Source organism: Halodesulfovibrio sp., assembly GCF_025210605.1.
Classification (GTDB): Bacteria; Desulfobacterota; Desulfovibrionia; order Desulfovibrionales; family Desulfovibrionaceae; genus Halodesulfovibrio.
In genome coordinates this window covers 91,181-106,326 of record NZ_JAOARI010000035.1, presented here as the reverse complement: position 1 = coordinate 106,326, position 15,146 = coordinate 91,181, and the positions used below count along the sequence as shown (strand labels likewise).

Here is a 15,146-nt window from a genome sequence, read left to right as displayed (position 1 = left end):
GCTATAACCCGTTAGTTCTTTTGAATTTGCGAATTTTTGTTCGCATATTCTTCATGGGGGATGCGGTGTTATACTGTATCATTTTTCCCAGTGTGTATTTTTTGTACCATGCTGTACCATAAAGCTCTTGTTCACTAAGAGAGTTAATCAGTTCTATGATAGCTGCTGTGACTTGTTCAAACTCATTGAGTAAGGCAGGGTAACTAGCATCTTGGTATTGTGTGTGAAAATGCTGTGCTAGCAGTCCTAGCTCGTTCCATTTGTAGCCTTTTTCTGGAAAATCTACAGGCTTCCCTTCTTTCTTGTTCTTATACCATTTCAGTACAAGCTTTTCCCAGCCTATAAGATATGCAAGGGTATCGCATACCGTAATTTGTGTGCCTTTACTATTTCCATCGACGCCGTAGGTGCGTGTATGCTCTGCTGGTATTGAAGTATAATCAATGGTTATTTTTGTATAAGCCGTTTGTATAGCAGCTAGTAGTTCATGCTTGTTTTGGGGAATAGAGGACATTCATGCTCCTTGTAAGATTGTCTGTATAAAAACTGGTAGATGGTAATGCCACACCATTACCTGAGTACGCCAAAAGTATATGGACCATGTATCATTTTGAATATAGATAACTTCCTGCATCGTACAAAGTTGTACAAACAAAAAAAAGGGAACCCCTTGGATTACAAGGAGTTCCCTTACAGTATCGTACAGCAAAATATTTCAGCGTGGCGGGCTATACAGGAGTCGAACCTGTGGCCTCTGCCTCCGGAGGGCAGCGCTCTATCCAGCTGAGCTAATAGCCCGTGGGCGATTAAGTAGACTTGAGCGCCAATGATGTCAAGTTATATAACGTGTTGCCATGCACTGTCCGCATAAATTGGTGTACTATAGTGGAGCCTAAAGTGCTTCGTTGTGCTGGGTATGTAAACAGTTTTAGGGTGTTTGAGAATGAGAAAATATGTCTCGAAATGTCTCGTGTTGTATTTTGAAAATCTCGCAAATAACATATTTGTAATTTATAGCTGTTGAGGGTAAATATACTTCTCTATCGATACGCGAATAAGGAAAAAATGAGGCTAAAATTGACAAAAATGTGTAAAAATAAGAAAAAAACCTTGTTGCAAATTATTTAACTGGCACTCGTATAATTAGTTTGGTAAAGCCGCTTGCAAGACAGCAGTATAACGCTAGTTGTCTTATCTGCGTTTTTATAATGTTACACCGGATCTATGTTGCTCCGATAGTAAGTGAGAGTTATGAAAAAAATTGTTGTAGCAGTGACAGGTGCCAGCGGGATGCCGCTTGCTGTTACGCTGCTCAAAGAACTCGCTGCCACTTCTCAGGCTGAGGTACACCTTATTGTATCTGATGCAGCCAAGACAGTCCTTGAGCTTGAGTCGGGACTGCACATCGATGACCTCACCTCCAATGCACACGCTGTTTATACGCAACATGAGTTCGGGGCTGCACCGGCAAGTGGATCATGGCTGCACGATGGTATGATTGTTTGCCCGTGCTCTATGGCTTCTCTAGGTGCAATTGCCAACGGCATAGGGTCTAACCTTATACACAGAGCCGCTGACGTTACATTAAAAGAGCGTAGAAAACTCATTCTTGTTCCTCGCGAAACACCGCTGAATCGTATACATTTGCAGAATATGCTTGCTGCTGATGAGGCTGGTGCGCTTATTATGCCGCCTACACCGGGATTTTATTCAAAGCCTGAGACCATAGAAGATATTTGTAATCATCTTGTAGGTAGAATGCTCGATCAGTTAGATATTGAGCATGCGTTAGTTAAACGCTGGGATGGCATTTAGCCGTTCAAGCTTTAGCCGGAGGATAAGAAATGCAGGAACTACAATGGAATGGACATGCGAATTTTCAACTGAAAACTCCTTCCGCGACAATACTTATTGATCCCTTTTTTGAAGGAAACCCGTCAGCCGCTTCAACATGGCAAAATGCATCAAAACCGGATGCAGTCTTTGTTACTCATGACCATGGCGACCATACGGGTTCAACAGTAGAAATTTGTAAAGCAACGGGTGCAAAACTTGGCGCAATTGTCGGTACGGCAGAAGAGTTAGTGAAAGCTGGCGTACCGCAGGAACAAGTGATTAACGGTATCGGTTTTAATATAGGTGGAACAATTGCTGTGGAAGGTGTGAGCGTTACAATGACGCAAGCCTACCATTCCACAGAGTCCGGAGCACCTGTCGGATATATTTTTCGACTGGACGATGGCTACACCGTGTACCATGCCGGAGACACAGGAATTTTTTCCGAAATGGAATTATGGGGGCGGTTATACGACATCGACCTCGCCCTGCTGCCGATAGGCGGCGTGTTTACAATGGATGCAAAACAGGCGGCGCTTGCGTGCAGTCTGCTTAAATGCAAAAGCGTTATGCCGATGCATTGGGGCACCTTCCCCGTCCTTGAACAGAATACAAAAGATTTTGCGTACCAGTTACAGAATTATGCTCCTGATTGTCGCTTGTATGACTTGAAGCCCGGCGACACGTTGAAGCTAGAAAAAACAACTGCTGCCGCCTGCAAATGTTAGCAGGTCTTAGCAGATTGCATGGACTGGTATCGTGCAAGACCAGAAGATGTCGATGAAAAAAAGTTGGGTAGTCTATCTTGTGCAATGTGCAGATGGTTCGCTGTACTGCGGCATAACAACCGATATGAATAGACGCCTTGGCGAACATAACTCGGGAAAAGGAGCAAAGTACACACGCTCCAGACGTCCGGTGTCCCTGCTTGCCAGCGCCTCAGTTCCAGATCGGAGCACAGCTTCTAAGATAGAATGTAACATAAAAAGACAGCCCTCCGGCAAGAAAGTAGAAACTTTGAATAGGTGCGTCAAAGAATTCTATTCTGCTGCAGCGCAGTCACAAGATGCCAGTTAGTGCATAAGGAATTTTATTATGGAACGATGTATTTTTTCTGAACTCCCTCTCTCTCCGGAGTTGTTGAAGTCTATTGAAGACATGGGATTTGAAGAAGCATCTCCAATTCAGGCTATGGCTATTCCACACTTACTCGAAGGTAAGGATGTAATTGGTCAGGCTCAGACAGGTACGGGTAAAACCGCAGCATTCGGTATTCCAGTTTTGGAAAAAATCGATCCGCGTCAGAAATCTCCACAGGCAATTGTTCTTTGTCCAACCCGTGAACTTGCTATTCAGGTTGCAACAGAAATGAGCCAGCTTGCAAAACGTAAGCGTGGCGTATTTGTACTGCCTATCTACGGTGGTCAGCCGATTGAACGCCAGATTAAATCATTACGTCGTGGCGTGCAGGTTATCGTAGGTACTCCTGGTCGTATCATGGACCACATGAAACGCGGTACGATTTCTCTTCAGGATATTAACATGGCTGTTCTTGATGAAGCGGATGAAATGCTCGATATGGGCTTCCGTGATGACATTGAGTTCATCCTTGAACAGGTACCGGAAGAAAGCCAGACAGTATTCTTTTCCGCAACCATGCGTGATGAAATTTTGCAGCTCGCAAAACGTTTCCTCACTAATCCGGAATTTCTTAAAGTAACACAGAAAGTTCTGACTGTTCCTAACATTGAACAGATTTACTACGAAGTTCGTCCATTCCAGAAAATGGATGCACTGTGTCGTGTTCTTGATGTGTACAACCCTAAGCTCACCATTGTTTTCTGCTCCACTAAGCGTGGTGTAGATGAGCTTACAGCGAACCTTCAGGGACGCGGTTATCAGGCAGACGGTCTGCACGGTAACCTGAACCAGACACAGCGTGACCGTGTTATGAACCGCTTCCGTAAAGGTAATATTGAAGTTCTCGTTGCAACAGACGTTGCTGCTCGTGGTATCGACGTAGATGACGTTGAAGCTGTAGTAAACTACGATATTCCTAACGATGTTGAATACTACGTTCACCGTATCGGTCGTACTGGTCGTGCGGGTCGTATGGGGCGTGCGTTTACTTTTGTTTCCGGTAAAGAATTCTGGAAACTTCGCGATATCAAACGCTTCACTAAAGCACGTATTGTTCAGCATCAGGTGCCGACCATTGCTGATGTTGAAAACGCGAAATCAAGCAAACTGCTTGATGAAATTCGTGAGAACATCAATAAACACGAGCTTGATCGTTACCTCACCATCGTTGACGACTTCATCCAGAATGAATTCGACGGCGACCTCACTACAGCAGAGATGGCAGCAGCGCTGCTTAAAATTCTCATGCATCGTGAACTTGGTGATGCAATGCCTGAGCAGAAGAAATCCTTCGGCGACACAGGTGCGCAGGCAGGTATGGTACGTCTGTTCATCAACGTTGGTCGCAAAAGCCGCATTGGTGCTCGTGATATCGTGGGCGCAATCGCTGGCGAATCCGGTCTTCCTGGTAAAATGATCGGTGCAATCGATATTTACGATCGCTTCTCCTTCGTTGAAGTTCCAGAAGACTACGCACAGGAAGTTCTTAACGTTATGAATGGCAACCAGATTCGCGGCAATAAATTGTTCGTTGAACCTGCTTCCCGTCGATAAGACGTTAGCGATAGAGCAAAGTACAAAGGCTGCCCGATTGGGCAGCCTTTTTTTTGATATATTGATTGAGAAGTTGTCGCCAGCAGCGTGGTATAAAAACGATGTGGCGATGCAGGGAGTTGGAGGAGTCGTGTTTTTCTAGACTGTAGCTTTGGCTTCTTCTTTGGAAGAGGAAGATATCTGTGTAAGAATAACGCCACCCAGCACTAAACCGGAAGCCAGAAACTGGGTTGTGCTAAGTCTGTCACCAAGAAACATGAATCCCATGAACATGGTAAATACTGGAATAAGGTTGGTAAAACCTGATGCCTGTCCTGCCGGAACTTTACTGAGTCCAAAGTTGTATAGACCGTATGCGCCCATAGTGACAACGCTTGCTAGATAGAGAACCGCGACACTTGCTTCGTATGGAAATTCTGTAGGAAATGCACCCGGAGTAAAGGCGAGAAGCGGTAAAAAGAATATTGCGCCTACCCACGCTTGCAAAGCAGTAATAAAGAGTGGTGAATAGCGGTTAGAGAGACTTTTTGCCGTAATCATATAGCCAGTAGCCGAAACCATAGCGAGGGTTTCCAGTGTGTTGCCAAGGAGCGGGTTAGGTGCATTTTCTGTTGCTGTTGCACCCCATGAGAGTAGGGCAACTCCGAATGCAGCAATGAAAAATCCAAACCATACGCGCAACGCGAGCTTTTCTTTCAGAATAAAAAACGCTGCAATTGCTACAAACACCGGCAAGGTTGCTACAATCATGCCCGCTTGCGTGGCAGAAGTATATTTAAGTGCATATGCTTCAAAGAGAAAGTATAACCCCGGTTCGCATACCGCCATAAAGATGAGATATTTCCAATCTTCCCGTCGAACATGTATGCTTCTAAAATTTTTCCAGAGTGCACAAAAGAGCAACGAGGCGATTACCATACGCCCGAAGACAACGGCAATTGGAGAAAAGCCTGCCACAGCGATTTTCATGGCAATAAATGAGCTTGACCATAGAATCATGGCGCAAAAAAGTGACAGTGTCGGCAGAAGATAATCTTTATTAAACATGAGTGTACGTCCTGAAAATAGAATCTGATAGGAAAGCCGTTTACAAATGAAATGGATACTCGACACAGTGGATAACGGGGAGGTCTAAAAAAATGACGATGACCGTGTCCTGAAAGTAGTAGCGGTTAAAAGAACTACTATGATTTCTCTTTGTCAGTAATCACTTTCTTTATTGTTGTAAATCAGACTAACAGCCTATTGCCTCTTTACGCTATGGCTTGCGCTAGCCCGTCGTCTAATGTGTTGGGCTATGTATTCTAGTATAGACCTGATCGTTGATAAAAGCGACGCATGGAAAGCTCAACAATAATGAACAGCACTACAGGTACAATAAGAAAAATGAGAGAAAGCGCGCTTGCCATGGCTCGATCCGCCCCAGTGATAAAGGGGAACAGGTAGCCGGTGAATGAAGGAACGACGCCCCCGCCGATTAAAAATACAAGATAGTAGTCAGAAAATGCTACCAGAAACACAACGGAGCCGCCTGCGATGATAGCAGGGAGTAAGAGCGGAAAGGTGACATACCGCAGGCGCATCCACAATGTGGCTCCAAGGTTTTTGGCGCATAGTTCGTATTCGTGGTTATAGGCTTCGAAGCCGGAAATAAGAGCACGCAACATAAAAGGGTAACTGAAGATAGTCAGTATTAGCACTACTCCGCCAAACGTATCTGCTAACGATAGTTTGATGAAAATATGATGGATACCCATAGAAAAAGTCATTGCCGGAACCAGCGCGGGAGTGAGTAAGATTCCTTGAAGAATGTTTTTTCCTGCAAACTGGGCACGCGCAAAGTGATACGCTGGAAACAGACTGAGTAGGAGTGTGCAGAGCGTGGTTGCTAAGGAATACAGTACGGATACTCCAAGGTTCATAGCAATAGCGTTCTTATGCTGCCAAACGGACAACAGAGCCTTGGTAGAGTATTGTTTGGGAACGATGTCCGGCCATGTCCATCCCGGTGCAAACAGCGAGACAATAAGTACGGCTGTCGGGGCAGCGAAAAAGAGCACAAAGAATAAAAATAGAGCGTGATGGCGGATGTTTTTGCTAGTCATGCTGCTTCTCCAGACGTTTCGGGGCTACAGCGCGTAAGTATATAGTGAGAAATGCAACGGAGAAGATGAATATGCCGATGAGAATCGCCATTGCTTGCGGGCGATGGTAGAGTTCTTTTCTAAAATACATATTATATGCTTCAATACTGAGCATTGCAGGCTGTGATCCACCTAATAGAAACGGTATTTCAAACGCACCGAATCCAAACAGGAACAGGATGCAAAACGTAGAGTGCACGACCGTGTTTATATGCGGGTAGGTAACCGTGCAGAACGCTCTGGCGCGGCTGGCTCCCAGCATGTAGGCCGTTTCCAGCAGGCGCATATCCAGTCGTTTTAGTGAAGAATACACCATGAGCAGTGCAAAAGGGATTTGTTTATATGTGTAGGCAATAATCATCCCCCACCCATCACTGCCGAATAAAATAGACGGGAAATCCTGCGGTGTGCCGATTATGCCTGCATGAAACATGGCGGAAGAAACAAGCCCAGATTTTGCCCAGAAAAAGAATACAATAAAGCCTACAGCAAGATGTGGCAAAATAAGGGGGATTTTGTAAATTACCCCTGCCTGTTGCAGTAAGGAAGGCATTCGCCAAAGTCCGATTGCGAGTACTGTGCCGATAACAACGGAAAAGAAGGCAGCCAATGCCCCGACTTTTATGGATAGAAGAAACGAGCGCAGCATATATGGTGTAAGCAGCGCTTCGTAGCTATCCAGCATTCCACCATCGTATGGGAACGGTAGTCCCATTCCTAATGATTGAAGTGCCGCCAGTGTTATTCCTCCAGCAAAAAAGAGTAAAAAAGGAATGAGTAACGGCGACAAATAACGTAAGTGAAGAAATGTAGAGTGGTTAGGCATAATATTCCATAGCTGTAGGTCAAATTGATGACTAAGCATCGTTTGCGTGATCCATGCATCGTATCGTTTGAATACGTAGTTCAGCAAATACTATATGATGTGCTTGTTGAGCTGAAGCGTCAGAGGTGTTGTTATCATTTTGATCTAGGCTTTTTGTGTCGCCCATGTGGTGCTTGTAAGACATCAAAGATGTTTTTTGTCGCTGAGCTTCTGGTTGTAATGGCGCACGGTAAGATGATGGTGCTATTCGGAGTGAGGTTGTCGGCTGCAGGCGCCCTATTTTTTTCTGCATAGAGCATTACAGGATATTATGAGGTTTCAAAAAATTTTCTCTTCGGCTGCTGTGGTTTCTGCGGGCAGCTTTATTTCCCGCCTGATGGGACTGTTGCGTGATGTGATTATCGCCTCGCTGTTAGGAGCAGGTCCCATAGCTGATGCACTTATTGTCGCATTTCGTCTTCCTAATCTGTTTAGAAAATTATTTGCGGAAGGTTCACTTTCTTCCGCAGTAACTGCAAATATTGCTCACGTAGAGGCAGTGGAGGGCGAAGCACGGGGGCTTTCGCTAGTGCGCACCTGTTTACTGTGGACTGTGGGCATCTTTTCCGTTTTCTTACTGTTCGCAGAATACGGCAGCAGTGTACTTGTTACGATGCTGGCACCGGGACTTACAGCAACGCCTGATGTCTTTGCGTATGCAAATTCGCTCCTCAAGCTGACGTTGCCGTATATTCTGTGTATTGGGCTGGTCGCTTTGTTTTCTGGCGTATTGCATAGCAGAAATAATTTTACAGCTCCGGCACTTGCTCCGCTCGTGCTCAATTGCTCATTGATACTCGGCGCTGGTGTGGCGTGGATATTTGTCCTGCCTGTGGCAGAGACGCTTTGTATTTCTCTGGTACTTGGAGGAACGCTTCAGGTAGTGCTGCAAGCCGCTTTTTTGCCAAAAGGCATGTTTGTGTACGGTAGCTGGCGTATCTTTGATTCTGATGCCTCTCTGTTGGGAAAAAGGCTTATTCCTACAGTTCTGAGCGGTGCTGTCTTTCAATTGAGCGTGCTTCTTGTCACTGTCCTTGCCTCTTTTCAGACTGAGGGAACCATTGCAAAGCTGTATTTTGCTGACAGGCTGGTGCAATTTCCATTAGGATTAATTGGTGTAGCTATTGGAATTGCCGTACTTCCTGCACTTTCTTCGCTTGCTGCTTCTAATGATGTACAAAAATTTGGCGAATTGCTTTCATCTGCTGTGCAATTTACTCTTTTCCTTGCTCTTCCTGCTACCGCAGGTCTTTTTGTGCTGGCGCATCCTGTTTTACAGCTCTTTTTTGAGCGGGGAGCATTTTCGCCGGAAGATACCGCAGCCGCAGCGACTATGCTGCAAGCCTTTACTGTGGGGCTACCTGCCTTTGCTGTTTCGCGTCCCTTGCTAAGCGCTTACTATGCGAGGCAGAAAAGCCGTGTGCCGTTGTTGGCAGGCGTGTGTAGCCTTGCTGTTACAGGAGGACTCGGCGCATTGTTAATGCAGTTTTGGGGTGGGGCTGGGCTTGCCTTTGCTGTTGCATGTGGTGGATGGGTGAATTGCGGCGTGCTTTATTGTTTGCTGAACAGACAGCAATTTTTTTCGGTACAATTACGTCGATGGAATTTGATTTATTTGCTGGCAAGCGTTGCTGTTGGCGCTGGTTGTTGGCTTGTCGTACCTTACGGCGTTATCAGTTTATGCAGCATTCCTCTTTTTGCTGCGGGCTATCTGGTTTGTCTGTATATTGGAAAGAGTCCGGATGCTCGGCAGCTTCTTGCCTTGATTGTACGCAGGTGAGGGGTAAATTTACTTTGAATTGTGAGCAAGTATTGCAACTCTAAGAATGTGGTGGCTAGTGGATTGCATAGACGTATCAAGTGTATAGGTGGTGTGTGATGTTGAAGCGGCTTGTTAAATTACAGCTTTTCCCTGATAGCTATATAAAAAATTTTGTTGCCGTGAGTCTTCTTCTTACCGCCGCATTTCTTATCCTTTTTAATTCACTGTACTATTCGTTTGCCATTGAAGAGCGCAAGGCTCACTTCCTTGAAAATCGCAAAGAGCAAGCGCATGTGCTGGCTTCCCATTTAGCAACTCCATTGGCATTCGGTAAAAGTGAGAGAGCTGAAGAGCTTATTAACGAGCAGTTATCGTATAAGAATACGGTAGGACTGTATGTATATAATGCTTCCGGCGTGCTGCTGTGCGGCTACTATAAAGGGCAGGAATCTACTGCTGTTCCAGCTCTTCAGCAGAATGAGTATCGTATTGAATCGCCGATCTACTACGAAAATTTTCCCGTCGGGACACTTGTCTCCATAGTTACCTCTTCGCCTGTTCATAAGCATTTTCTGCATCTGTTTACCCAGTCGATTTATGCCAATATTGCAGCCAGCATTATGGTTGTACTCATGGTGATATTTTTTATTGTCCGTACATTGCTGCGTCCGTTGCGTGCGCTTTCGAAAACTGCCCGTAGAGTACGCGAAGAACAGACGTATTCGTTACGTGCAGAACGGAACGGCATGGGAGAACTTGCAGAGCTTACTGACTCATTCAACAGCATGCTCGACCATATCGAGTCGCATGATATGTTCTTGCTTTCAGAAAGTCGTGACCTTGAAAAGCAAGTGCAGGAGCGCACAGAAGAGCTTGAAAAAGCAACTGAAGAAGCGAAAGCCGCAAACACAGCCAAAAGTGAGTTTCTTGCCAGTGTCAGCCATGAGTTGCGAACTCCGTTGAATGCTATCCTCGGTATGACAGATATGTTGCAGACAACTGATTTGACCAGCAAGCAGTGGGAATACGCAGAGATTATTGCATCAGCATCGCAAAACTTGTTGCATCTGATTAACGGGGTGCTTGATTTATCGAAGCTTGAAGCAAAAAAACTGGAGATTGAAGAAGCAAACTTTATTTTGCGCGATGTGCTGGATGAATTGACCATTATCTTTACTGAAAAAGTCGCTGTAAAAGAAATGGATTTGATTGTCGTTGTTGATGAAAACGTACCACCTGTCATTCACGGTGATGCGTTCAGGCTGAAGCAAATTTTACTCAATCTTGTGGGTAATGCATTTAAATTTGCGGACAGGGGCGCGATTGAACTACATGTATCGCTTGAAAGAGTTGTGCGTTCCTCTCACCGTACTCACCTGTCGGGGCATGAAGAAGTCGTTCATCTGGTATTTTCGGTAGCAGATAAAGGGATTGGTATCGCTGAGGAAGCGCAACAGAAGCTGTTTGAAACCTTTGTGCAGGCAGACGGGTCTACTTCTCGTCAATATGGTGGCACAGGGTTGGGACTTTCTATTGTTGCAGAGCTTGTATCGCTGATGAAGGGAACTGTTTCGGTGGAAAGCACTGTCGGTGAAGGCAGTAAATTTTTAGTTGTCCTTCCGTTTGCCGTGGCAGAAGGCTCCCGTAATATGATGCTTCCTGTTTTTTCCGGATGGCGGGTGCTAGTACTGGAACCGTCAGTTGCAGCGCGTGTGATGTGGCGAACGTTATTTTCGGAATTGGGAATGCTTGTTGTTGTCCTCGGTTCGGAACAGCAGGCTTTGTTGCAGCTGGAGCGGCAGGCACAGGGCAGCGGTTTTGATCTTGTTGTTCTGGGCAGTAAGGAAAAGCAGGATATGCAAGGCAGGCTTGTACAATACCTATGCGACCATCCAGAACAGAAAGTTATGATGGCGGCTCGTCTTGGCGATGAGGCGCTACCTGAAGGTACCTGCCAATTTACCCTGACATCATTTTTGCGACGTCCGATTACGTTCTCGCAAGTGAAGCTCACTATTTTGCGGACACTGGATTCTGACAGAAAAGTTCGCTCTGAGCTGGATATCGAAGCACGCAGCGTCGAAGGGCTATCTGTTTTGACGGTAGAGGATAACCAGATAAATCAACAAGTGATGCGTGAAATACTGGAATATCTCGGTGTAAAAGTCACAATAGCTAAGGATGGTCTTACTGCGCTCGAACTGCTTTCTGTCTACAAATATGATGTTGTTCTCATGGATATTCAGTTACCGGGTATGGATGGATTTACCACGACAACACGCTTGCGCGAAGAACTGGATTTGAAAGACCTGCCTGTAATCGCCATGACAGCGCATACCTTGCAAGAAGACAAAGACAGAGCAGAGCTTGCGGGTATGAACGGATATTTAACAAAACCTGTTGAGCTTGATGAGCTGGTACGGGTGTTGAAAAAGTACGACAAAAGGAAAAGGCAGGCTGGCACGGCTGTGATGCCCGACGATTCGGGACAGGAAAGCGCGCAGCATCCATTAGGTGAAACCTCATCGCAGTTGCAACACAAAGAGCAGCCACAGCTTATAGCAACACAGGAAGAGTTGCTATTGCCTGCTTTATTACCGGGGCTTGCGGTGGCAGAAGGCGTAGAGCGCTTAAATGGAAAAAGCCACATCTATTTGATAGTGGTGCGAACGTTTATTGATACGTACGCAAATGTCATTGAAGAATTTCGTGCATTACTTTTGAAAAAAGATTGGGATGGGCTTGTAAGCAAGGCGCATACTCTTGCAGGTGCCAGCGGGAATGTTTCTGCAAAAGATGTGTACTCATGTTGCGAACAAATCGAAAAGGCAGCTAAGAAGGGGCATGTAGATGCATCTGATATTGATGCTCTTGAGCATGCATTGCAAATAGCCTGTCACTCAATGAATGAAATACTGAAATAAAACAGGATGTTGTACAGTGGGCACAAAAAAAGCCCTGTACAATGTACAGGGCATTCTTTCTTGGATGGGGCGAATGAAGAGGATTGAACTCTCGACAACACGGGCCACAACCGTGTGCTCTACCAACTGAGCTACATCCGCCACAAGCAGGAATGTGTACTATAGAATTCAGCGATTGCGGTCAAGCATAAAATTCATTTTTTTAAAATTTATTGCTTCTAAAGGTAAGTCGGCTTATACGACGTTACATGAGAGGGACTGATATTCGCTGTATAACCTACGATATTCAAGACCCGTTTAAGGGAGACATATGGAAAAATTAGTTATTCAAGGTGGCGTTCCGTTAAAAGGAACAATCCGTGTTAGTGGCGCGAAGAACGCTGCACTGCCGATTTTGATGGGCTCTATCTTACTTTCTGAGCCTGCACGTTTTACTAACGTGCCGAACTTACGTGATATTCGCACAACAATCAGTTTGCTGGATATTCTCGGATGCCCGAGTCGGTTTGTTGACGGAGTTGTTGAAACAGACGGCTGTGATCCTAAACCAGAAGCGCCTTATGACCTCGTAAAGACCATGCGCGCCTCTGTGTTGTGTCTCGGTCCGTTGCTTGCCCGCCTTGGTGAAGCTAAAGTTGCGTACCCCGGTGGTTGTGCTATCGGTGCGCGACCAGTGGATTTGCACCTCTCAGCATTGGAAAAAATGGGTGCGGTATTTGAAGTGGACTCCGGCTACATCATGGGGAGATGTGAAGGACGTTTGCAGGGTGCGCGCATTGTTTTTGAAAAAGTAACTGTAGGCGGAACAGAAAACCTGCTTATGGCTGCTTGCCTTGCAGAGGGCGAAACAATTCTTGAAAATGCCGCTCGTGAACCGGAAATTGTAGACCTTGCAAACTTCCTTATCGCGTGTGGTGCTGATATTGAAGGACACGGTTCAAGCGTCATTCGTGTTAAAGGCGTAGAACGTCTTAAAGGCTGCGAATACGCAATTATGGCAGACCGTATTGAAGCAGGAACTTTCATGATTGCTGCTGCAATTACTAAAGGTGATCTGTTGCTTGAGCATTGCCCAAATGATTCACTCGATGCAGTCATTAGCAAGCTTGAAGAAATGGGTCTTCAAATCACCAAAGAAGATAACGGAACCCGCGTAACGTACGTTAAGCCGCTTACTCCTGTGGAGATTACAACACAGCCGTATCCGGGATTCCCTACAGATATGCAGGCGCAGTTTATGGCGCTTATGTGCTATGTAGACGGTACTTCTATGGTTGAAGAAACCATTTTTGAAAACCGCTTTATGCATGCACCGGAGCTTGGTCGCATGGGTGCGGATATTCGCCTTGCTGGCAGAACTGCCCGCATTAAAGGCGGAGAGATGCTGCGTGGTGCGCCTGTAATGGCGTCCGATCTGCGTGCAAGTGCATCTCTTGTTCTTGCAGGACTTGCTGCGGAAGGTGAAACTCATGTGCAGCGCATCTACCACTTAGATCGTGGCTATGAGCATATTGAAGAAAAGCTTATTCCAGTTGGCGCTAACATTACGCGAATGAACGAAGAATAAATCTAGAATGAAAAAAGCCTGCGTATCATTTTGATCCGCAGGCTTTTTTCATGTTCTATATACAAGAAAATAGAAGTGATGGTGACCGGTTACAGCTGATTATACAGTTCCATGTATGCTGTTGCCATTTTCATGTCAGTGAATTCCTGAACCCGCTTGTTGCCACCTTCCACAAGGCGTGCACGTAGTTTTGAATCGAGCATAAGATTGCGCAGATGCTGTGCAAGTCTTTTGTGATCGTAGTTCGGGAAGGTCAGTCCACTTTTGTTGTTTTCAACCAATTCCAGATTAGATGGAAGATCAGACGTTACAACAGGAAGTTGCCCGACCCATCCTTCTTTAATAACGCCAGATGACCCTTCACCATTTACAGAAGGTACTGCCAGCAGATCAAAATATGGAAGCTGCTCGCGTGCATCCTGACGTCCAAGCAAGGCAAGGTGCTTGCTGATACCAAGTTCTTCTGCAAGGTCTTTAATTTCACCGAAGAGTGGACCGTCGCCGACAAAACGTGCTTCCCATGTTGGGATGTCTTTATATTTAGCAAGTTCGCCAAGCGCTTTTACAAGAACTACATGTCCTTTCTGTTCGGTCAATGCGCCGATCATGCCGATGATGACTCTGTCGTCCTCGCGCTTTTTCTTTTCCTGATAGCGGGAAGCGTCAATGCCGGAATGAATCGTAGAAACCTTGTATTTCTCTAAGGTAGAAATGGATTCTAAGACTGTATCGGATATTTCCTGACTTACTCCGACGATGGCATCGGCGAGTAAATATTTGTTGCCGCTCCATCCTTTTTTGAGAGGATATGAGACACGGCGGGTATGGATAAGACGAACCCCGGTACCGCACATTTTTTTAATAATGCCGCCGAGAGACGCACTTTTAGCACAGTGAGTGTGGATAACTTGAGCGTGATCCCGTGTTACTGCACGGCGAAGTTTGTAGATGTTACGGATGTCCCAATCTGCACCACTTGAAAGTGGTAAAAGGGTAATGCCTTCTACTGTTGCTGCGTGTTGAAATAATGGCGCTTTTGCTGGAGCAGCTAAGGTTACTGTGAAGTTCTGAGAACGGGCTAATGCTCGTGCCAAATAGAACACTTGCCATTGACCACCACGCATTTCTTTTCCCAGATCAAGCAACAAAATGTGCATAAATATGTCCTGAATATTCAGCACGACCCCTCCGTTTTTCCCCCCGCAGGTTTCGTACTGTCGATGTTATGTGCTAGTAAGTTAAAATTGTGTTGGTTATAAAAAGTCGGTGCCGTTTTACACAGCACCGACTCTATTATTTCATATATGCAAACAGAGCAGGGCCGATAGTATTATATGGTCACATCTCCGCTTGC

The 15,146-nt window shown here is 45.7% G+C and carries 12 protein-coding genes and 2 tRNA genes; 7 read left to right on the top strand and 7 right to left on the bottom strand.

Translation table 11 applies throughout. The features are described from left to right. Position 1: 1 nt before the first annotated feature. Positions 2–514: a ClbS/DfsB family four-helix bundle protein gene (locus N4A56_RS13995; RefSeq protein ID WP_295548266.1), complete on the bottom strand. Its 513-nt coding sequence runs from the start codon at positions 512–514 to the stop codon at positions 2–4. A gap of 207 nt (positions 515–721) precedes the next feature. Beyond that, positions 722–798: transfer RNA gene (locus N4A56_RS13990), tRNA-Arg, on the bottom strand. A 453-nt stretch (positions 799–1,251) separates the two neighbouring features. Between N4A56_RS13990 and N4A56_RS13985 the strand changes: the two genes are divergently transcribed. The 4 genes from N4A56_RS13985 to N4A56_RS13970 are packed head-to-tail and all read left to right on the top strand — an operon-like array spanning position 1,252 to position 4,530. Then, positions 1,252–1,815: a UbiX family flavin prenyltransferase gene (locus tag N4A56_RS13985; RefSeq protein ID WP_295548263.1), complete on the top strand. Its 564-nt coding sequence runs from the start codon at positions 1,252–1,254 to the stop codon at positions 1,813–1,815. Between the two features lie 29 nt (positions 1,816–1,844). Next, entirely contained in the window at positions 1,845–2,564 is a 720-nt protein-coding gene (locus N4A56_RS13980) for a metal-dependent hydrolase (RefSeq protein WP_293669255.1), read from the top strand. Between the two features lie 46 nt (positions 2,565–2,610). Continuing rightward, positions 2,611–2,913: a GIY-YIG nuclease family protein gene (locus tag N4A56_RS13975; RefSeq protein ID WP_295548303.1), complete on the top strand. Its 303-nt coding sequence runs from the start codon at positions 2,611–2,613 to the stop codon at positions 2,911–2,913. A gap of 18 nt (positions 2,914–2,931) precedes the next feature. Beyond that, the gene (locus N4A56_RS13970) at positions 2,932–4,530 is read left to right on the top strand and encodes a DEAD/DEAH box helicase (protein ID WP_293669258.1); all 1,599 of its coding nucleotides are present in this window, start codon (positions 2,932–2,934) and stop codon (positions 4,528–4,530) included. A gap of 138 nt (positions 4,531–4,668) precedes the next feature. Here N4A56_RS13970 and N4A56_RS13965 read toward each other — a convergent pair whose 3' ends face one another. From N4A56_RS13965 to N4A56_RS13955, 3 genes are all read right to left on the bottom strand, one after another. Further along, positions 4,669–5,577, bottom strand: a complete 909-nt coding sequence (locus N4A56_RS13965; RefSeq protein ID WP_295548260.1) for a DMT family transporter — start codon at positions 5,575–5,577, stop codon at positions 4,669–4,671. Positions 5,578–5,834: 257 nt separating this feature from the next. After that, positions 5,835–6,635, bottom strand: coding sequence for an ABC transporter permease subunit (locus N4A56_RS13960; RefSeq protein WP_295548258.1), 801 nt, complete (start codon positions 6,633–6,635; stop codon positions 5,835–5,837). Continuing rightward, the gene (locus N4A56_RS13955) at positions 6,628–7,500 is read right to left on the bottom strand and encodes an ABC transporter permease subunit (protein ID WP_295548257.1); all 873 of its coding nucleotides are present in this window, start codon (positions 7,498–7,500) and stop codon (positions 6,628–6,630) included. The genes N4A56_RS13960 and N4A56_RS13955 overlap by 8 nt, the downstream gene beginning before the upstream one ends. Positions 7,501–7,810: 310 nt before the next feature. On the opposite strand from N4A56_RS13955, the gene murJ reads away from it, so the two are divergent. Continuing rightward, entirely contained in the window at positions 7,811–9,319 is a 1,509-nt protein-coding gene (gene murJ, locus N4A56_RS13950) for a murein biosynthesis integral membrane protein MurJ (protein WP_295548254.1), read from the top strand. 98 nt (positions 9,320–9,417) lie between these two features. Beyond that, on the top strand, positions 9,418–12,225 hold the full coding sequence (locus N4A56_RS13945; RefSeq protein ID WP_295548251.1) for a response regulator: 2,808 nt from the start codon (positions 9,418–9,420) through the stop codon (positions 12,223–12,225). Between the two features lie 65 nt (positions 12,226–12,290). Here N4A56_RS13945 and N4A56_RS13940 read toward each other — a convergent pair. Beyond that, positions 12,291–12,366, bottom strand: a tRNA-His gene (locus N4A56_RS13940). Between the two features lie 169 nt (positions 12,367–12,535). Here N4A56_RS13940 and murA point away from each other — a divergent pair. Beyond that, a complete protein-coding gene (gene murA / locus N4A56_RS13935; RefSeq protein WP_295548249.1) occupies positions 12,536–13,792 on the top strand; it encodes a UDP-N-acetylglucosamine 1-carboxyvinyltransferase in 1,257 nt (418 codons plus the stop codon). An 89-nt stretch (positions 13,793–13,881) separates the two neighbouring features. Here murA and N4A56_RS13930 read toward each other — a convergent pair whose 3' ends face one another. Continuing rightward, positions 13,882–14,973 carry a glycosyltransferase family 4 protein gene (locus tag N4A56_RS13930; protein WP_295548246.1) on the bottom strand — a complete coding sequence of 364 codons (1,092 nt, stop codon included), beginning with the start codon at positions 14,971–14,973 and terminating at the stop codon, positions 13,882–13,884. Positions 14,974–15,146: the final 173 nt, after the last annotated feature.

Bases quoted from the DNA above. Each gene is read 5' to 3' on its own strand.
- N4A56_RS13960 (WP_295548258.1), bottom strand. From the start codon at position 6,635: ATGACTAGCAAAAACATCCGCCATCACGCTCTATTTTTATTCTTTGTG.
- N4A56_RS13965 (WP_295548260.1), bottom strand. From the start codon at position 5,577: ATGTTTAATAAAGATTATCTTCTGCCGACACTGTCACTTTTTTGCGCC.
- N4A56_RS13945 (WP_295548251.1), top strand. From the start codon at position 9,418: ATGTTGAAGCGGCTTGTTAAATTACAGCTTTTCCCTGATAGCTATATA.
- murJ (WP_295548254.1), top strand. From the start codon at position 7,811: ATGAGGTTTCAAAAAATTTTCTCTTCGGCTGCTGTGGTTTCTGCGGGC.
- N4A56_RS13980 (WP_293669255.1), top strand. From the start codon at position 1,845: ATGCAGGAACTACAATGGAATGGACATGCGAATTTTCAACTGAAAACT.
- N4A56_RS13985 (WP_295548263.1), top strand. From the start codon at position 1,252: ATGAAAAAAATTGTTGTAGCAGTGACAGGTGCCAGCGGGATGCCGCTT.
- N4A56_RS13970 (WP_293669258.1), top strand. From the start codon at position 2,932: ATGGAACGATGTATTTTTTCTGAACTCCCTCTCTCTCCGGAGTTGTTG.
- N4A56_RS13995 (WP_295548266.1), bottom strand. From the start codon at position 514: ATGTCCTCTATTCCCCAAAACAAGCATGAACTACTAGCTGCTATACAA.
- N4A56_RS13955 (WP_295548257.1), bottom strand. From the start codon at position 7,500: ATGCCTAACCACTCTACATTTCTTCACTTACGTTATTTGTCGCCGTTA.
- murA (WP_295548249.1), top strand. From the start codon at position 12,536: ATGGAAAAATTAGTTATTCAAGGTGGCGTTCCGTTAAAAGGAACAATC.
- N4A56_RS13975 (WP_295548303.1), top strand. From the start codon at position 2,611: ATGTCGATGAAAAAAAGTTGGGTAGTCTATCTTGTGCAATGTGCAGAT.